Source organism: Paractinoplanes atraurantiacus, from assembly GCF_900215205.1.
GTDB classification, from domain to species: Bacteria; Actinomycetota; Actinomycetes; order Mycobacteriales; family Micromonosporaceae; genus Actinoplanes; species Actinoplanes atraurantiacus.
In genome coordinates, this window is the sequence record NZ_OBDY01000001.1 from 885729 (window position 1) to 904509 (window position 18781).

The window sequence follows — 18781 nt, forward strand, 5'->3', positions numbered from 1 at the left end:
CGCCGGCGTCACCCGGAGGTCGGCAGGAAGGGACGGACATGCGGACAGCACGGTTCGCCGGGGTGGGTCTCGCGACAGCGCTGGTCCTCGCCGGCTGCTCGAACAGCGGAGCGACACCCACCGCCGATGCGACCAGCGCGCCGGCCGGCGCGGGAGCGAGCGCGAGCGCGAGTGTGAGCGCGGCCGACCCCGCCGCCGTCGACGCGCTGACCAAGGCGACGTCGCAGCTCGGCACCACGAGCTTCAAGATCACAGCGACCTCGGGTACGGGCTTCAAGCTCGCCGGCGCGATCGACCCGGCCAAGGGCGTCGGCACGGCCGACCTCAAGGCCACCGGCACCAACGCCGACCTCAGCCTCAAGACGCTGCTGATCGAGAAGGACCTCTACCTCCAGGTGCCCGGCTTCACCAAGGCCGGCACGTGGACCCACGTCGACGTCGCCCGGCTGCCCGAGGGCGCCAACGTCGGCCTGCGGCCCGGCGAGATCGACCCGGTGAACACGTCGAACCTGCTCGGCTCGGCCACCGACGTGCACGCGACCGGCGCCAACAGCTACGCCGGCACGCTCGACCTGACCAAGGCGGCCGGCCTGGCCGGCGTCTCCCAGGTCACGGTCGACAACACCCAGGCCCAGAACGTGCCCTTCACGGCCGGGCTGGACGACCAGGGCCGGCTGTCGGTGCTGACGATCCAGATCCCGAACGCCCAGCCGCTCGAGGTGCTCTACACCGACTACGGCGTGCCGGTGACCGCGGCCCGGCCCGCGGCCTCGGAGATCACCGAGGCGCCGGACAGCCTCTACCAGTCACTCGGAAGCTGACGTCGCGTTCCGCCTCGCGGTCCAGTCCGTGCTCAACGGGCGGAACGCGGGGCGGTTCTCGTCGATCCAGGCGTCGATCCGCTCCCACCAGTCGTAGAGCCAGGCGACGCGCTCCTCCTCTTCCGTCGGCACCTCCTCGGGCGGGACGCTCCAGAAACGCATGAGCAGCCGCTTGTCCATGGGCAGCTCCCGCCAGACGTCGGACACGGTCACCATCCGGTCGAGGCCGGTGTGCGCCACGAAGACGACCCCGGCGTCGGGGGCGGCGTCGATGGCCGTGAAGAGCCCGCCCGGCTTCGGCGGCAGCACGTGCCGCAGATGCTCGGCCCGGTCGGCCACCTCGGCCAGACCGCGATCCCGCAGCCGGGCGATCGCCCTGGTCCGGCGGCGCGGGGTGAAGTTGCCGCCCTCCGGGAAGATCACGAAGGCGTCGTTCTCGTCGAGGCCCGTGGCCAGCTCACTGATCTGCTGCTCCAGCGTGGTGGTGCCGGTGCGGCCGGGCGAGATGAAGCGGTTGGGCAGGCGGTTGAGCAGCACGTCGATCGCCGGATCCCATTGCAGCGTCGCCTTGAGCACGATCCGCGGCTCGCGGTCGAACCAGTTGACCAGCGCGTGGATCAGGATGAACGAGTCGCCGGGGCCGGCGTGCCGGCTCACCACGATCTCGGGCCGGCCGGGGACGGCGGTGTCGGGGTCGGTGCCGACCACGTCCACGGTCAGATGCAGCGCCCAGCGGGCGATCCAGAAGAGCACCCGCAGGAAAGATCCGGTCACTTGATAATGACGGAGCTGGAATTCGGCAGTACGGATGTTGCGGCCGAACCCGGACCAGACCCAGAGCACGCCCAGCACGATCAGCGCGGCCGCGTCCCAGCAGAGGTAGAGGATGCCGAGCAGGACCAGGCGGGGCACGCGCAGATGGCCGGGAACCAGCGGCGAGGCCACCAGGCCGAACAAGAGCCAGAGCGGCAGGGTCGTCACCAGCGCGAACGCCAGGAGGACGACGGCGGGGGCGATGAGCAGGCGGCGTATCCAGACCGGAGGAAGCGGCATCAGCGTTCGCCCTGCCCCGGTGGCAGACGGCCTTCAGGCCGCTCAAGGGCGGCGGGTGGGGCGGTTGGAGGGACATTGGCGGCCAGGTAGCGCCGTGACGCCGTGTAGGCCCGGCTGATCCGGCGGCCCACGGCGGCCATGTCCCGATAGGCCCACGGGCTGTCGTCCCGGCCCTCGCCGCCGCCGCTGGGTAACACGTGCACCCGTACATCGTCGGGCAAGAAGGCAAGGTCCCGCGCGAACCGATGCCGGCGGGCGATCTCGAAGGCCACCTGCGCCACCTCCCACGGACGTCGCGGCACGGCGAGCGGGCGCTCGACCCGGCCCACCTGCAACACGAAGATCAGCTTGGCGCCGACCCGTACGGCCTCGCTGATCGGGATCGAGTTGACGATCCCACCGTCCACATAGTGCTCTCCCGCGATCTCCATCGGGGGCAGCAGACCGGGAACGGCCGAGGAGGCGAGCACGGCGTCGACGAGCGGCCCGCTGTCGAACCAGTGCTCGGCGGCCCGCTCGATGCTGGCCGCGCAGCAGCGGAACGGCACCTTGAGGTCGGCGAAGGAGGCGGTGTCGCCGAGCTCGCTCTCCAGCAGCCGGCGCAGCGGCATGGGCGAGTGCAGGTGGGTGCGGGCGGCGAACCGGCGCAGCTGCCGGCCGAGCGAGTCGCCGTAGACGGTGGCCGCCTCGGGCGAGGTCCACAGCCGGACCAGCCGGTCGGTGACGGCCTCGCTCGGATCGGAGGCGACCAGAGCGCCGTTGACGGCGCCGATCGACGTGCCCACCACCACGTCGGGCCGGTAACCGGCCCGGAAGAGGGCCCGGAGCATGCCCACCTCGACCGCTCCGAGCACTCCTCCGCCACCGAGCACGAACGCCACCGGACCGTCGACCATGCGTTCATGGTGGCACGCGCGTCTCCTACTGGTTCTTGAAGTAGGCGCCGTTCTGGTTCTGGAACTCCCAGCCGGCGAACTTGTCCCAGTTGATCGACCAGGTCATCAGGCCGCGCAGGTTGGGGTTGGTGCCGCTGCGCGGGGTGTAGGAACCGCAGTTGGTGCCCTTGACCAGGCAGCCGACGGCCTGCTGGACGGCGGCCGGGGCGACATGTCCGTTACCGGCGTTGACCGAGGCCGGAGCGCCGAAACCGACCTGGTCCTCGCGGAGCGCGGGGAACATGTTGGCGGTGTTGCCGGCGACCGGGAAGCCGGCGAGCAGCATGTCGGTCATGGCGATGTGGAAATCGGCGCCGCCCATCGAGTGGTACTGGTTGTCCAGGCCCATGATGGAGCCCGAGTTGTAGTCCTGGACGTGCAGCACGGTCAGGTCGTTACGCAGGGCGTAGATGACCGGCAGGTACGAGCCGGCGCGCGGGTCCTGTCCACCCCACGGGCCCGATCCGTAGTACTGGTAGCCGAGCTGGACGAAGAAGGTCTCGGGCGCCATGGTGAGGACGAAATTGGCGCCGTAGCGGGCCTTCAGGGTCTTCAGGGCCGAGATCAGGTTGACGATGACCGGCGTCGTCGGGTTCTTGAAGTCGGTGTCGCCGGTGTTCAGCGAGAGCGAATGCCCCTCGAAGTCGACGTCGACGCCGTCCAGTCCGTAACGGTCGATGATGGCGCTGACCGAGCTGACGAACTTGTCCCGGGCCGCGGTGGTGGTGAGCTGCACCTGGCCGTTGGCGCCGCCGATGGAGAGAAGCACCTTCTTGCCGGCCGCCCGCTTGTTCCGGATGGCGGTGATGAAGTCGGCCTCGGACTCGACGCCCGGGCATTCGGTGGCCGGGCAGAGCGTGAAGCGGATGTCGCCGGACGTGGCGGAGGTGGGCTCACCGAAGGCGAGGTTGATGATGTCCCAGTTGGCGGGGACGTCGGCCATGCGCACATATCCGGAGCCGTTGGCGAAACTGGCGTGCAGATAGCCGATGAGCGCCCGCTTGGGAAGCCCGGTGACCGGCGGCTGCGTGGTGGGTGGCGGCGTCGTCGGGGGCGGTGTGGTGGGAGGAGGAGTGGTCGGAGGTGCCGTCGTCGGCGGCGGTGTCGTCGGGGTGGTGGTGCCCCCGCAGACGCCGTTGTCGGCCCAGGCGTCCCACTGGGCGCTGTGCGTGGCCGGCGCCTCGTTCTGCGTCCACCACTTGGCGGTGTAGTTGTGGCCGTTCTGCGAAGCGACATTGTCCTTCACATAGACGGCGGTGGCGCTCCAGGCCGGCGCGCACGCGGCGGCCGCACTGGCCACCTCCGCCGACGAGCCCAGATAGACGGTGCCACCCGTAGCCGCGACCGCGGCAGCCATGACGAAGATCATCGATCGGCGCATGGCTCAGTATGAATACTGTTAACTTTGTTTGTAAATATCTCACCGCCACGAAACGTCAGTCGCGGCCGAGCCAGGTCGCGACGCAGGCCTCGTTGCCCTCGGGGTCGGCGAGTGTCCACCACTTCGGCGCGTGCTCGTCCGAGACCAGGCGGCCACCGGCGGCCAGGGCGGCGGCGATCCGGGCCCCGGCCTGATCGTGCGGCACGGCCACATCGAGGTGAAGCCGGTTGCGCTGCGGCCGCGGGACGGCCATGGCCTGGAACTCGACGCCCGGCCCGCGCCGGGCCGGATCGGCCAGGTAGTCGTCGCCGATCTGGTGGTAGCCGAGCAGCGCACGCCAGAACGGCAGGACCTCGGCGACGACCAGCGCGTCGATGGTGACGTTGACCAGCTGGACCGCGGCCGGGTCGGCCGTCAGCCGCGACCGGCGCGCCGCCTGGGAGATCGCTCGGGCCAGTGTGATGTCGCTCCGCGTCAGCGTGACCGTGACACCGGCCTCCCGCAGCTCCACCCGAGGCTCACGGTCCCCGGCCAGGCGGCCGATCTCGCCGGCGAACGCCACACCCTCCGCGAACGAACGTGTCCGGAAGTGGGCCGCGACCACGTGGTAGAGAACGCGCCAATCCTCGACACCCTCAGCGGCATGGAACTGCGCGGCGGTCATACCGAGCCATTGTGGAGCCGGGCCGCCGGCTCGGCAAAGCGGTGGGCCGCCGTGCTCATGGTGCCGTCAGGTTCTGGCGGCCGACGACCTTCAGCAGGTCCAGCCGGCCGGCGGCGTCGGTGCCGGGGCGTGGGGTGAAGACGAGCAGGTGCTGGTCCTGGCGGGCGGTGGCCAGCACCTCGCAGTCGATGTCGATGATGCCGACCGTGGGGTGGACTATGCGTTTGCGGTCGCTGCGGCGCACGGCCACGTCGTGACGGTCCCACAGGGCGGCGAACTCGGGGCTCTCGGCGCGCAGGGCGGCGACCAGGCGCCGGGCGAACGGGTCGGCCGGGCGCATGGCCACGGCGGCGCGCAGGTCGGCGACCTGGATCTCGCCCTGGCGGTCGCGGTCCTCCGGTGGGTAGAGCTCGCGCGCCGCCGGCTCGGTGAACCAGCGGTAGACGAAGCTGCGGGCCAGGCCGGTGCGCGTGGTGTGCTCGCCGAGCAGGGCCACACCCAGCGGGTTCTGCACGAGGATCACGCCCAGGTCGGAGATGACCATCGCCGGGAGGTCGGTGAGCGCGTCGAGCAGCCTCAGCAGGCCGGGGCTGACGTGCTCGTCGACGCCGTACGACGGCGGCGCCGGATGCCCGGCCAGGTGGAACAGGTGGTTGCGCTCGTCGACGGTCAGGCGCAGGGCGCGGGCCAGCGCGGCCAGCATCTGCGGTGACGGCTGCGGTCCGCGGGCCTGCTCGAGCCGGATGTAATAGTCGGGCGACATCCCGGCGAGCTGGGCCACCTCATGCCGGCGCAGGCCGGGTGTGCGGCGCCGGGCGCCCTCGGCCAGGCCGACCTCGGCCGGTTGCAGCAGCTCGCGGCGCCGCCGCAGGAAGTTGGCGAGCTCCTTCTGGTCCATGCATGCAGCATGGCGCGCGGCCGGGCCGGTCAGACAGGGACCGGCGATACCTGTCTCGGAAGGTCTCTCCCGTTCGGCCGTACGCGGCCGGATGGTTGCCCCATGAAGATTCTCGTCACCGGTGCCACCGGCACCGTCGGTGGTCACGTCGCCCGTCAGCTGTCCGGCCGCGGCCACGAGGTCGTCGCCCTGGTTCGCGACTCGGCGAAAGCGGATCTGCCCGCCGACATCACCTTGATCGAGGGAGATCTCACCAACGCCGGGGACGTCCGCCGCGCGCTGGCCGGCGTCGACCGCGCCTATCTCACCATGGCCGACGACAACGGCGCCGTCTTCGCCGCCGAGGCCGCCACGAGCGGCGTCGGCCACGTCGTGCTGCTGTCGTCGTTCACCGCCGTCACCGAGCTGCCCTCCGGCGCGGCCAACTTCGTCACCGCCCGTCATCAGGCCGGTGAGCGGGCCCTGACCGAGGCCGGCGTGCCGTCCACGTTCCTGCGTGCGGCCGGTTTCGACTACAACATCCTGCTCTGGGTGGGCGAGGACGGCGTCGTCCGGGCTCCGAACCCCGACGTGCCGCTGCCGATCGTCGACCCGTCCGACATCGCCGCCTCGGCCGTCGCCCAGCTGCTCGCCGACGACCCGAAGCCCGGCCCCTACCTGATCACAGGCCCGGCCCTGGTTTCCGTCCGGGACCAGGTCAACACCATCAACACCATCTTGACCAGGTCGTACGTCGTTCAGGAGATCACCGAGGCCGAGGCCGGCCTGCCGGTGCCGATCCTGGAGACGATGGGCCCGGCCGCCGCCGTGGTCGGCCCGACCACCGACGTCGAGACCCTCACCGGCCGCCCCGCACGCCCCTTCGCGGCCTGGGTGACCGACAACCAGGCGGCCTTCAAGTAACGCCGGGTACCGTTGCGGCCGTGCCAGAGGGACACACCATTCATCGGCTCGCGGCCCGGCATCGGGAGCTCTTCGCGGGGCAGTCTTTGCAGGTCAGCAGCCCACAGGGGCGGTTCGCGGGCGGGGCCCGGCAGGTTGACGGGCGGCGGCTCGCCGACACCGAGGCGTACGGCAAGCATCTGTTGCACCACTACGAGGGCGACCTGAGCGTGCACGTTCACCTCGGGCTGTACGGGAAGTTCGCCGACGGTGCGGCGCCCGTGCCGGAGCCCGTGGGGCAGGTGCGGATGCGGGTCGTGGGGGACGGGCACTGGCTCGAGCTGCGCGGGCCGACCGCGTGCGAGGTGCTCGATCCGTTGCGGGCGCAGCAGTTGCGCGACCGGCTGGGCGCGGATCCGTTGCGGGACGACGCCGATCCGGCGGCGGCGTACGCGCGGGTCCGCACCAGCACCAAGCCGCTGTTCGCGCTGCTGCTCGACCAGTCGATCGTCGCCGGGTGCGGGCTGATCTACGCCAACGAGGTGCTCTTCCGGGCCGGGCTGGCGCCGACCACGCCGGGGCGGCTGATCGGGGCGGAGCTGTGGGACGAGCTCTGGACCGACCTGCGCGCCCTGATGAAGGAGGGCGTCGCCCGGGGCCGCATCGACACTGTGCACACCGAGCACACGCCGGAGGCGATGCAGCGTGCACCACGCGTCGACCGGCACGGCGGCGAGGTCTACGTCTACCGCCGTCCCGGTCAGGCGTGCCTGGTGTGCGGCACCGAGATCGCGCGCGGCCCGCTGGCCGGGCGCAATCTCTACTGGTGTCCTACGTGCCAGCCGGCGGGGTCGCCGAAGGGGTGACCGCCGGCGCGGGCGGGGTCTGCGTGGGCAGGGCCGAGGGCGGCGGGCCCGGGATCTGCGGCAGGCCCAGCGTGAAGTTCGCCTTGAACCAGGGCAGGAGCTTCTCGTACGCGGCGATCGTGTCGGGCTGGCCGAAGTCGTGCGACAGCACGATGGCGCCGGGCTTCACGCTTTTCTGGACCTCGGCGATGACCCGGTCGACGTGCTGGGCGTCGGTCTCACCCTCGGGGTGGTCCCAGTCGCGCGGGTCGACCTCCCAGTAGATCGACGTCATGCCGGCCCCGCCGGCCACGGCGACCAGCCGGTCGGTGAAGTTGCCGCCGGGCGCCCGGAAGAACGGGATCTCGGCGCCCGGTACGGCGGCGCGGATGGCCGCGTTCGTACGGTCGAGATCGGCCTTGATCTTCTCGGGCTTGTCCTTGCCGATCTTCAGGCTGTGGTCCCAGGTGTGGTTGCACAGCGTGTGACCGGCGTCGACGATCTGCCGCACGATCTCGGGGTGTTTCTTGACCTGCGACCCGACCAGGCAGAAGACCGCCTTGACGTCGTTCTTGGCCAGCAGGGCCAGGATCTTCGGCGTCTGCACCGGGTCGGGGCCGTCGTCGAAGGTGAGCGCGACGGCCTCGGTGCCGGTCGTGCGCAGCGAGGCGCCGGGGCCGGCCGGCGGGACCTTGGGCGCGCTCTCGCCGGTCTGCTGCGCGGCCGGCGTGGCGCTCGGCGCCACTGTGGGCACGGCGGCGGTCGGCTGCGGCGCGGCCGCGTCATCGCCGGAGGCCGCGGGGATATCGGCGGCGGGCTTCTCGTCCTTGTTGCCGGCCGGCTTGGACCTGGTGGGCTCCTCGTCGTCCTTGACCGGGGCGGCCTTTGACGGTTTCGGCTGCACGCCGACGACGGCCTGGGCGGCGGCGTTCACCGCGTTCACACTCTCGCGCCGCTGCTCGGCCGGCATGGCCAGCAGCAGGATGCCGATCGCGACCAGCGAGGCCAGCAGCACCTGCTGGCGCGACTTGCCCATCAGCAGCCACGACTCGATCGGCAGGGTGCCCGGCGCGCGGTGGCTGCCCATGGTGGGCGGGCGCTGGGCCGGCGGCTTGGCCACGGCATGCCGGCCGGCGCGGGTGGGCCGCTGACCGCGGGTCGCGCCGCGCTGGCGGGGCAGGGAAGCCGGCGAGCCGGACGCGTCGTCGCCGACGAAGCTCACGACGGGCTTGCCCCGGCGATAGCGGGTCTCGGGCCGGTCGATGACGGCGACGGGCGAGGCGTCGGGGGCGGAAGACTCGATGATCGGGTGCTCCGACGTCACGTCGGCCAGCGACTCCGGTCGATGATGCCGCCCGCGCGTCGTCTGTCCGGCCGGGGTCGGATAACGGGGAGATTGCGGCGACATCCTGCATGCCTACCGTGCCGCAAGATCGAGCGCGAGACCGTATCGGTGGTTGTCACGCTACGGAGCGCGATTTCACCTGGTAGCGCTCGGTGGAGGCGAATCCGGCGAATCAGGCCGCGTGCACCGCGTCCGTCGCCTTTCGGGCAGCGATCAACACCGGGTCCCACACCGGCGCGAAGGGCGGCGCGTAGCTCAGATCGAGCGCCGTCATCTCCTCGACCGTCATCTTGTTCCACACCGCCAGTGCCAGCGCGTCGATCCGCTTGGCCGCCTCGGACCGGCCGACGATCTGGGCGCCCAGCAGCAGCCCGGTGCGCCGCTCGGCGATCAGCTTGACCGTCATCGGCGAGGCGCCGGGGTAGTAGCCGGCCCGGCTCGTCGACTCCACGGTGGCCGTGACGAACTTGTACCCGGCCTGATCGGCCTCGTGCGACGTCAGGCCGGTGCGGGCCACCTCGAGATCGCAGACCTTCGTCACCGCCGTGCCGATCACGCCCGGGAAGGTCGCGTAGCCGCCGCCGATGTTGATGCCGGCGACCCGGCCCTGTTTGTTGGCGTGGGTGCCCAGCGGCACGTGCACCGGGCGCCCGGTGATCAGGTGGCGGGTCTCGACGCAGTCGCCGGCGGCCCAGATGTCCTCGTGGCCCTCGACGCGCATGCGCAGATCGGTGCGCAGGCCCCCGGTCGCGCCCACGGGAAGGCCCGCGGTGCGGGCGATGGCGGTGTTCGGCCGTACGCCCAAGCCCATGACCACGATGTTGGCCGGCAGCGAGCCGGAGGGCGTGACCACCGCGGTGACCCGGCCGCCGGCGGTCTCGAGGCCCTCGACGTGGGCGTTCGTCACGATGTCGATGCCGAGACCGCGGATGGCGTCCTGGACCATCTGGCCGATCTCGGGGTCGGCCGTCTTGGCCATGGGCTGTGGCGACTTCTCGAGCAGCGTCACCTCGAGGCCGCGCTGGATCATCGCCTCGGCCATCTCGACGCCGATGTAGCCGCCGCCGATCACCACCGCCCGGCGAGGTTTCCGCGCGGCGGAAGAGGAGAGCCACGCGTGGATGGCGTCGCCGTCCTCCAGCGTCTGCACACCGAAGACGCCGGCCTCCCGCACGCGGGCCCACTCGGGCACGACCGGGGACGCGCCGGCCGCGTACACCAAATGATCGAAGCTCTCCCGAACCTCGCCGTCCCCGTGCAAGGCCACCACCTGCCGGCGGTCGAGGTCGATGCCGACCACGTCATGCTGGAGGCGGACGTCGATGCCGTTCTTGCGATGCTCTTCGGGGGTACGGGCGATCAGCGCGTCCCGCTCGTCGACGGCGCCGCCGATCCAGTACGGAATGCCGCAGGCCGAGTACGACGTGAAGCGCCCACGCTCGAAGACCACGATCTCGAGGTGGTCCGTTCCCAGGCGCTTGCGGGCCTGCGACGCGGCCGACATGCCGGCCGCGTCCCCGCCGATCACGACGAGCTTCATCAGCCCAGACTACTGACCTCCGAGCTCGCCCCGGGTCGCCTTCGCCATGTGGTCCACCACATCGGCGACCGTGCCGCGGGCCAGGATCGCCCGCTGCCGGGCGGCCCCGGTGCCCTCCGAGCGCAGCCGTCCGAGAAGGACGGTCGCGCGCTCCAGGTCGCCGTGGCGCTCGAGCTCGGGGCGCACGTAGTCGAAGAGCTGGCGCATCAGCCGCCACGCGGGACGCGGCTCGCGGGTGGCCATGTCGATGTTGACGCCCTCGAGCCCGTCGTGCGCGGCCCGCCAGTGCGCCGCCACCAGCAGCGTGTCCGGCACGACCGGGGCCGGCTTGCCGTCGCGGACCTCGTTGACCAGCGTGGCGACCAGGGCCCGGGCCAGCGCGGCGAGCAGCACCGCGTCGTCGGCCGAGGGCATCACGTCGCCCATCCGGAGCTCGACCGTCGGGTAGTTCGCGGCGAGCCGGGCATACCAGTAGAGCATGCCCTCGTCGAGCATGGCGCCGCTCGCCTCGAGGTCGGAGATGAGCGTCAGATAGTGCTCGTACGACTCCAGGTAGGGCGCCGGGCCGACGGTGGGCCAGCGCTCCCACATCATGTAGCGCCAGCTCGCGTAGCCGGTGTCACGCCCCTTGAACAACGGCGAGTTCACCGTGGCGGCCTGGAAGATCGGCAGCCACGGGCGTAGGTGGTTGAGGACCTGCACGCCGGTCTCGTCGTCGGGGATGCTCACGTGCACGTGGGTGCCGCACATGCCGGCGCCGGGGGAGAGGTCGCCGAAGCGCTCCTGCATCCGGTGGTAGCGCGGGTTGTCGACGACCCGGATGTGCGGTCCGGCCACCGGTGCGGTGCCCATGGCCAGCAGCCGGGCGCCCGCGCGCTCGGCCGCGGAGGCGACGCCGGCCCGCAGGCCGCGCAACGCGTCCGACAGGGCGCCGAGGTCGAGTTGCGGCGGGCTCGCCACTTCGATCTGGCTGCGCATGTACTCGTGCTGCACCGACGGGCGGAGGTCGGCCGGCAGCTGGGCGAAGACGTCTTCGACCGCTTCCACGGCGCGCGGCTCGACCGCGTCGATCAGGAGGTATTCCTCCTCGACGCCGAGCGTGTGCAGATCGTGGGCCTCGGCTATCTCGGCCAGTTCAGGATCGATCGTGGTACCGCCCGTGTCCATGGCCGCGAAATACCCGATCTTCGCGCCCCGGAAACGGTACCAACGGGCAATCGATGGCAGTCCATATTGACAGCACGTTCGTAACAAGCGTGAAATCCGCTGAGAGCGCTCTCACACCCTCCCCCCGATGGAAGGCGCACTCCATGAGACTCCGTGTTGTCACAGCGGGCGCCGCGGCGGCGCTCGCCCTGGCCGCGTCCGCGGTCTTCGCGATGACCGCCGAGGCGGCCGTTCCCGCCGCTCCCTCCGGCATGACCACCGTGTTCAGCGACGACTTCACCGGCGCCGCGGGCACCGGGCTCAACCGCTCCAACTGGCTCTACGCGACCGGCACCGGCTATCCGGGCGGCGCCGCCAACTGGGGCACCGGCGAGGTCGAGACGATGACCGACTCGACGGCCAACGTCTATCAGGACGGCAACGGCAACCTGGTCATCAAGCCGCTGCGCGACTCCTCCGGCCGCTGGACCTCGGGCCGGGTCGAGACCCAGCGCACCGACTTCGCAGCGCCGGCCGGCGGCAAGGTCCGCATCGAGGCGCGGCTCCAGCAGCCCAACGTCAGCGGGGCCGCCGCGGCCGGTTACTGGCCGGCGTTCTGGGCGCTGGGCGGGGCGGCCCGCCCGGTCGGCGCGACCAACTGGCCGGGCATCGGCGAGTGGGACATCATGGAGAACATCAACGGCCGTGAGTCCGTCTTCGCGGCGCTGCACTGCGGCACCAACCCGGGCGGTCCCTGCAACGAGACGACCGGCATCACCAGCGGCGAGCGCGCGTGCAGCGGTTGCAAGACCGGTTTCCACACGTACGCCATCGAGTACGACCGGACCACGGCCAACGAGCAGCTGCGCTGGTACCTCGACGGCAACAACTACTTCACGTTCAGCAAGAACCAGCTCGACGCGACCACCTGGAACAACGCGACCCAGCACGGCTTCTTCGTGATCCTCAACGTGGCCATGGGCGGCGGCTTTCCGGCCGCGTTCGGCGGCGGGCCCACCGCGTCCACCCAGCCCGGCGTGCCGATGATCGTCGACTACGTGGCGGTCTACCAGTCGTCGGGCGGCACGACGCCGACGACGCCGCCGACCACCACCCCGCCGCCGTCGGGCACGCGGGACGCCTTCTCCCGCATCGAGGCCGAGTCGTACAACGCGGCGTCCGGCGTGCAGGTCGAGACCTGCTCCGAGGGTGGCCAGGACGTCGGCTACATCGCCAACGGCGACTGGCTCCAGTTCAACAACGTCAACTTCGGCTCGGGCGGGGTGCGCGACTTCGTCGCCCGGGTCGCTTCCGGCGCCGGCTCCGGGGTCAGCGGTCTGGTCGAGGTGCGCCTCGACAGCCGTACCAGCGCGCCGATCGGCAGCTTCGCGCTGGGCAGCACGGGCGGCTGGCAGACGTGGCAGTCGATACCCGGGAACGTCTCCGGCGTCACCGGCACCCACACCGTCTACGTGACCTTCACGAGCGGGCAGCCGGCCGACTTCGTCAACGTGAACTGGATCCAGTTCCGCAAGTGACGCATCGAGAAATTTAAGGATATTTAAGGGCTGGCCCCTCTGGACTTAACTGTTAACAGTCCTTAATTATTAACACATGAAGGGCTATCGATCGGTCGTCCTGGCCACTGTCGCCGCGCTGCTCGCGGGCGGCGCGGCCACCTACTTCTCGGGCTCAGCGTCGGCCGCAGCGGCCTGCGCGCCGGCGTGGAGCTCGACCGCCGTCTACGTGGGCGGCAACACGGCCTCGCAGAACGGCCACAACTACAGCGCCAAGTGGTGGACGCAGAACGAGTCGCCCGCCACGCACAGCGGCCAGTGGGACGTCTGGGCCGACAACGGCGCCTGCGGTGGTACGACACCACCCACCACCCCGCCGACAACACCACCCACCACCCCGCCGGCCACCACCCCGCCCCCGACGACGCCGCCGCCCAGTAACGGCACTCTCCCCGCGCACTTCCTGACCGGTTACTGGCAGAACTTCGACAACGGCGCGGCCCCGCTCAAGCTGGCCGCCGTCCCGGCGAACTACGACCTGATCGCGGTCGCCTTCGCCGACGCCACCGCCACCCCCGGCGCGGTCTCCTTCACGCTCGACCCGGGTCTGGCCGGCGCCGTCGGTGGCTACACGGACGCGCAGTTCAAGGCCGACATCGCCACCCTGCACGCCCGCGGCAAGAAGGTCATCATCTCGGTCGGCGGTGAGAAGGGCACGGTCAGCGTCGCGAACGCCGCAGCGGCCACCAACTTCGCCAACTCCGTCTACTCACTGATGACGACGTACGGCTTCGACGGCGTCGACATCGACCTGGAGAACGGGCTCAACGCCACCTACATGGCCCAGGCGCTGCGCAGCCTGCGGGCCAAGGCCGGCAGCAACCTGATCATCACGATGGCCCCGCAGACCATCGACATGCAGAGCACCGGCTCCTCGTACTTCGCCCTGGCGCTGTCCATCAAGGACATCCTCACGGTCGTACACACCCAGTTCTACAACTCCGGCTCGATGCTCGGCTGCGACCAGAACGCCGCGTACAGCCAGGGCACGGTGAACTTCCTGACCGCGCTGGCCTGCATTCAGACCCAGAACGGTCTGCGCCCCGACCAGGTCGCCCTCGGCCTGCCGTCGAGCACCCGGGCCGCCGGTGGCGGCTACGTCGCCCCCTCGGTGGTCAACAACGCGCTCGACTGCCTGGCCCGCGGCACCAACTGCGGCACCTTCAAGCCCCCGGCGACCTATCCGGGCATCCGCGGCGCGATGACCTGGTCGATCAACTGGGACGTCGCCAACGGCAACGGCTTCGCCAACACCGTCAAGCCGCACCTCGCCACCCTCCCGTAACACCCCCCCACCCCCACAGGAGCATCCCCGTGAAGAAACTCCTCGTACTGGGCTCGGTCGCCCTGGCCGCGACGGCCGCCGCGATCCTGCCCATGGCGACCTCGAACGCGGCCGCCGCCTGCGCCCCCGCGTGGTCCTCGTCGGCCGTCTACACCGGCGGCAACACCGCCTCGCAGAACGGGCACAACTACTCGGCCAAGTGGTGGACGCAGAACGAATCCCCCGCCACACACAGCGGCCAGTGGGACGTCTGGGCCGACCAGGGCGTCTGCGGTGGCACGACCCCGCCGACCACGCCGCCCACCACCCCGCCGACCACCCAGCCGCCGGCGACCGGCGCCAAGATGGCCTCGGCGCCCTACATCTACCCCGGCTGGGGCAACCCGCCGGCGCCGGCCACCGTGGTCAACGCGACCGGCATCAAGGCCTTCACGATGGCCTTCGTGCTCGCCAACAACGGCTGCAACCCGGCCTGGGACGGCGAGACCGGCCTGACCGGCGGCGTGCACGCCAGCACCATCGCGGCGATCCGCGCGGCCGGGGCCGACGTCGTGCCGTCGATCGGCGGCTGGAGCGGCAACAAGCTCGGCCCGAACTGCTCCACCCCCGAGGCGCTGGCCGGCGCGTACCAGAAGGTGATCGACGCCTTCCAGCTGAAGTCGATCGACATCGACATCGAGAACACCGACGAGTTCGAGAACACGGTCGTGCAGGACCGGGTCCTGGGCGCCCTGAAGATCGTCAAGCAGAAGAACCCGTCGGTGAAGACGATCCTCACCTTCGGCACCACGACCACCGGACCGAACTACTACGGCACCCGGCTCGTGCAGCAGGCCAAGGCGCTCGGCGCGAACATCGACATCTTCACCCAGATGCCGTTCGACTTCGGGGCCAGTGACATCTACACCGCCACGGTGAACACGTCCGAGGGCCTGAAGAACCTGCTGAAGACCACGTTCGGCTACACCGACGCCCAGGCGTACTCGCACATGGGCATCTCGGGCATGAACGGCCTGTCCGACCAGCAGGAGCTGACCACCGTCGAGACGTGGACGCGGATCCGCGATTACGCCCGCAACAACGGGCTCGCCCGCTTCACCTTCTGGGCGGTCAACCGTGACCGCGGCTGCGCCGGCGGCGGCGTGGTCTCGAACTGCTCCGGCATCGCGCAGGCCGACTGGGCGTTCACGAAGATCAGCGCCGGCTTCTAGTTGTCCACCGACGCGCGGTCGCTCTGGCGGGCGGCCGCGCGTCGCCTTTTCCTGATCTTCTTGATGACCCAGCTGCCGACCATGAAGATGATCAGCGCCCAGATCACGTAGTCGAAGTAATGGGCGTACTTCTCCAGGTCCTGATATTGCGACCCGAGCAGGTAGCCGCCGCCGATGAAGATGGTGTTCCAGACCCCGCTGCCGATCGCGGTGAACAGGGTGAACATGCCCAGGTGCATCTTGTTGGCGCCGGCCGGGATCGAGACCAGGCTGCGCACGACGGGCGCGCAGCGGCCGAACAGCACAGCCGCCTTCTCGTGCTTTTCGAACCAGCGGTCGGCCGTGTTCAGATCGTCGGCGTCGACCAGCGGGATCTTGTCGAGCCAGCGGCGCAGCCTGTCCTCGCCGAGCGCGTAACCGAGCCAGTAGAGGGCGAGCGCGCCGATCACCGAACCGGCCGTGGCCGCGAACAGCACCAGGGCGAAGTTGACCCGGCCCTCGCTGGCCAGATATCCCGCCAGCGACAGGACGATCTCGCTCGGGATCGGCGGGATCAGGTTTTCCAGGGCCACCAGCAGCCCCACGCCGAGTTCACCGAGTGATTCGATGACAGAGGTCACCCACGCTGTCAGTCCGCCGCCGCCCATCCGATGTTTGTACCCAACGAACCTGCGCCGAACCTGAGTGCTGTTTGCCCGGCCGTGACGCCGGTGAAGTAGAGGGACATGACCGACCGGTGGTACCAGAAAGCCGTCATCTACTGCCTCGACATCGACACCTTCGCCGACTCGGACGGCGATGGCTGCGGCGACATCCGCGGTCTGATCGGCCGTCTCGACTATCTGGCCCGGCTCGGGGTCACCTGCCTGTGGCTGAACCCGATCCACCCGTCGCCCGACCAGGACGACGGCTACGACGTGTCCGACTTCTACAACGTCGATCCGCGCTTCGGCAACCTGGGCGACTTCGCCGAGCTGCTGCACCAGGCGGGCAACCTCGGCATCAAGGTGATCATCGACCTGGTCGTCAACCACACCTCGGACAAGCACCCGTGGTTCCAGTCGGCCCGCAAGTCGCCGGACTCGCCGTACCGGAACTGGTATGTCTGGAGCGACACCGAGCCCGCCGACCGCAAGCAGGGCATGGTCTTCCCGGGCGAGCAGAACGAGACCTGGACGTACGACCGGACGGCCAAGTCCTGGTATTACCACCGGTTCTACAAGTTCCAGCCGGACCTCAACATCAACAATCCCGAGGTCCGCGAGGAGATCAAGAAGATCTGCGCGTTCTGGCTCCAGCTCGGCGTCGCCGGATTCCGGATGGACGCGGTGCCGTTCATCATCGAGGAGACCCAGGCCGGCAACCCGAACTCGCCCAAGGACATGGACTTCATCACCGAGCTGCGGCAGTTCGTGCAGTGGCGCAAGGGCGACGCGGTGCTGCTGGCCGAGGCCAATGTGGAGCCCGACCAGCTCAAGGAGTACTTCGGCGACTCCGGTGGCTCGGCCAACCGCATCCACATGCTGTTCGACTTCATGCTCAACACCAAGCTGATGCTGGCGCTGGCCCGGCAGAACCCGGAGCCGGTCATCGAAGCCCTGCGCGAGGCGCCGAAGCTGCCCGCGGGCGGGCAGTGGGCCACCTTCCTGCGCAACCACGACGAGGTCGACCTGTCCCGGCTCACCGCCGAGCAGCGCGAGCAGGTCTTCGCCGAGTTCGGGCCGGACGAGGACATGCAGTTGTACGGCCGCGGCATCCGGCGGCGGCTGGCACCCATGCTCGGCAACGACCGGCGGCGCGTCGAGCTGGCCTACGCCCTGCAGTTCAGCCTGCGCGGCACCCCGGTGGTGCGGTACGGCGAGGAGATCGGCATGGGCGAGGACCTGTCGCTGCCGGGCCGCAACTCGATCCGTACCCCCATGCAGTGGTCCGCCCTGCCCAACGCCGGCTTCACCACGTCGAACGAGCCCGTCCGCCCGGTGATCGACGGCGGCGACTTCGGCTATCAGACCGTCAACGTCAGCCTCCAGCGCCACGACCCGGCGTCGTTGCTGGCCTGGTTCGAGCGCATGATCCGAACGCTGCGGGAGGCGCCCGAGGTCGGATCCGGCACCTGCAAGCACGTCGACCTGCCGGACGCGGGATCGATCCTCGTGCACCGGGCCGACGACGTCACTGGCACGATGGTCTTCGTACACAACCTGGGCCCTTCCGATGGCGTGCTCGACCTGAGCTCGCTCTATCCCGAGGCCGAGTTCCCGACCGACGTGCTCGCCGACCAGGAGTACCCCGACCTCGGCAAATTCGAAGCGGTACCGGTGGCCGGACACGGCTACCGCTGGATCAGGCTGCGTCGCTACGCGTAAAGTGCACTCCGAGTGCAAATAGAGCCAGTGCTATGTAGGAGAGCCGTATGTCGCAGTCCGCTCCCACCCGTACCGCCATCGTCACCGGCGCCGCCCGCGGCATCGGTGAGGCGACCGCCCGCCGGCTCGCCGCCGACGGCCTGGCCGTCGCCGTCGTCGACCTCGACGAGGGCGCCTGCGCCAACACGGTGACCGCCATCCACGACGCCGGCGGCACCGCCCTCGCCGTCGGCGCCGACGTCTCCGACCCGGCCCAGGTCACCGCGGCCGTGGAAAAGGTCGTGGCCGAGCTCGGCCCGCCCACCATCCTGGTCAACAACGCCGGGGTGCTCCGCGACAACCTGCTGTTCAAGATGACCGACGACGACTGGGAGACCGTCATGGCGGTCCACCTGCGCGGCGCCTTCCTGTTCAGCCGCGCGGTGCAGAAGCACATGGTCGACGCCGGCTGGGGCCGCGTCGTCAGCCTCTCCAGCACCTCCGCCCTCGGCAACCGCGGCCAGGCCAACTACGCGGCGGCCAAGGCCGGCCTCCAGGGTTTCACCAAGACCCTGGCCATCGAGCTGGGCCGGTTCGGCATCACCGCCAACGCGGTCGCGCCGGGCTTCATCGTCACCGACATGACCGCCGCCACCGCGGCCCGCGTCGGCGTCGATTTCGACCAGTTCGAGAAGGCCGCGGTCGCTCAGATTCCCGTTGGCCGGGCTGGTCGTCCCGAAGACGTCGCGAACACCGTATCCTTCCTCGTCAGTGAGGGTGCCGGGTTCGTCTCGGGCCAGGTCATCTACGTCGCCGGGGGCCCGCGCGCGTAGATCATTGCTGAGAGGCGTTA

General features: G+C 70.3%; 17 protein-coding genes. 8 read left to right on the forward strand and 9 right to left on the reverse strand.

Annotation, left to right across the window (positions count from 1 at the left end; all coding sequences use genetic code 11):
* The first annotated feature begins 38 nt into the window (after window positions 1-38).
* Window positions 39-821 (forward strand): hypothetical protein, encoded by a 783-nt coding sequence (locus CRP55_RS04230; RefSeq protein ID WP_179855006.1) that lies wholly within the window; start codon window positions 39-41, stop codon window positions 819-821.
* Here the strand turns inward: CRP55_RS04230 and CRP55_RS04235 are convergent.
* From CRP55_RS04235 to CRP55_RS04255, 5 genes are read right to left on the reverse strand one after another with little or no spacing between them, the layout of a single operon-like run.
* On the reverse strand, window positions 807-1874 hold the full coding sequence (locus CRP55_RS04235; protein ID WP_097318081.1) for a 1-acyl-sn-glycerol-3-phosphate acyltransferase: 1068 nt from the start codon (window positions 1872-1874) through the stop codon (window positions 807-809). The genes CRP55_RS04230 and CRP55_RS04235 overlap by 15 nt on opposite strands.
* On the reverse strand, window positions 1874-2770 hold the full coding sequence (locus CRP55_RS04240) for a patatin-like phospholipase family protein (protein ID WP_097318082.1): 897 nt from the start codon (window positions 2768-2770) through the stop codon (window positions 1874-1876). Before CRP55_RS04240 ends, CRP55_RS04235 begins: the two co-directional genes overlap by 1 nt.
* Before the next feature lie 25 nt (window positions 2771-2795).
* Window positions 2796-4190: a chitinase gene (locus CRP55_RS04245; protein WP_097318083.1), complete on the reverse strand. Its 1395-nt coding sequence runs from the start codon at window positions 4188-4190 to the stop codon at window positions 2796-2798.
* 55 nt (window positions 4191-4245) lie between these two features.
* Window positions 4246-4854: a 4a-hydroxytetrahydrobiopterin dehydratase family protein gene (locus tag CRP55_RS04250; protein ID WP_097318084.1), complete on the reverse strand. Its 609-nt coding sequence runs from the start codon at window positions 4852-4854 to the stop codon at window positions 4246-4248.
* Between the two features lie 55 nt (window positions 4855-4909).
* Complete coding sequence (locus CRP55_RS04255; RefSeq protein WP_097318085.1) at window positions 4910-5752, reverse strand: helix-turn-helix transcriptional regulator; 843 nt, start codon at window positions 5750-5752, stop codon at window positions 4910-4912.
* Between the two features lie 102 nt (window positions 5753-5854).
* Here CRP55_RS04255 and CRP55_RS04260 point away from each other — a divergent pair, with 102 nt between their 5' ends.
* Window positions 5855-6655: an SDR family oxidoreductase gene (locus CRP55_RS04260; protein WP_179855007.1), complete on the forward strand. Its 801-nt coding sequence runs from the start codon at window positions 5855-5857 to the stop codon at window positions 6653-6655.
* Window positions 6656-6675: 20 nt separating this feature from the next.
* The gene (locus CRP55_RS04265; protein WP_097318087.1) at window positions 6676-7500 is read left to right on the forward strand and encodes an Fpg/Nei family DNA glycosylase; all 825 of its coding nucleotides are present in this window, start codon (window positions 6676-6678) and stop codon (window positions 7498-7500) included.
* On the opposite strand, the gene CRP55_RS04270 is transcribed toward CRP55_RS04265, so the two are convergent.
* From CRP55_RS04270 to CRP55_RS04280, 3 genes are all read right to left on the reverse strand, one after another.
* Window positions 7466-8887: a polysaccharide deacetylase family protein gene (locus CRP55_RS04270; protein ID WP_245922768.1), complete on the reverse strand. Its 1422-nt coding sequence runs from the start codon at window positions 8885-8887 to the stop codon at window positions 7466-7468. The genes CRP55_RS04265 and CRP55_RS04270 overlap by 35 nt on opposite strands.
* A gap of 109 nt (window positions 8888-8996) precedes the next feature.
* Window positions 8997-10364, reverse strand: coding sequence for an FAD-dependent oxidoreductase (locus CRP55_RS04275; protein WP_097318088.1), 1368 nt, complete (start codon window positions 10362-10364; stop codon window positions 8997-8999).
* A 9-nt stretch (window positions 10365-10373) separates the two neighbouring features.
* Entirely contained in the window at window positions 10374-11531 is a 1158-nt protein-coding gene (locus tag CRP55_RS04280) for a carboxylate-amine ligase (protein ID WP_097318089.1), read from the reverse strand.
* A gap of 143 nt (window positions 11532-11674) precedes the next feature.
* Between CRP55_RS04280 and CRP55_RS04285 the strand changes: the two genes are divergently transcribed.
* The 3 genes from CRP55_RS04285 to CRP55_RS04295 all read left to right on the forward strand — a co-directional run bounded on the left by CRP55_RS04285 (window position 11675) and on the right by CRP55_RS04295 (window position 15583).
* On the forward strand, window positions 11675-13048 hold the full coding sequence (locus CRP55_RS04285) for a carbohydrate-binding protein (RefSeq protein ID WP_097318090.1): 1374 nt from the start codon (window positions 11675-11677) through the stop codon (window positions 13046-13048).
* Window positions 13049-13124: 76 nt separating this feature from the next.
* A complete protein-coding gene (locus CRP55_RS04290) occupies window positions 13125-14372 on the forward strand; it encodes a chitinase (protein ID WP_097318091.1) in 1248 nt (415 codons plus the stop codon).
* 92 nt (window positions 14373-14464) lie between these two features.
* Window positions 14465-15583, forward strand: a complete 1119-nt coding sequence (locus CRP55_RS04295; RefSeq protein ID WP_097318735.1) for a carbohydrate-binding protein — start codon at window positions 14465-14467, stop codon at window positions 15581-15583.
* Here CRP55_RS04295 and CRP55_RS04300 read toward each other — a convergent pair.
* Window positions 15580-16203, reverse strand: coding sequence for a DedA family protein (locus CRP55_RS04300; protein WP_438865751.1), 624 nt, complete (start codon window positions 16201-16203; stop codon window positions 15580-15582). The two genes, CRP55_RS04295 and CRP55_RS04300, sit on opposite strands and share 4 nt — an antisense overlap.
* 105 nt (window positions 16204-16308) lie before the next feature.
* Between CRP55_RS04300 and CRP55_RS04305 the strand changes: the two genes are divergently transcribed.
* On the forward strand, window positions 16309-17949 hold the full coding sequence (locus CRP55_RS04305) for an alpha-amylase family protein (protein ID WP_097318093.1): 1641 nt from the start codon (window positions 16309-16311) through the stop codon (window positions 17947-17949).
* A gap of 47 nt (window positions 17950-17996) precedes the next feature.
* Window positions 17997-18761, forward strand: a complete 765-nt coding sequence (gene fabG, locus CRP55_RS04310; protein WP_097318094.1) for a 3-oxoacyl-ACP reductase FabG — start codon at window positions 17997-17999, stop codon at window positions 18759-18761.
* Window positions 18762-18781 lie beyond the last annotated feature (20 nt).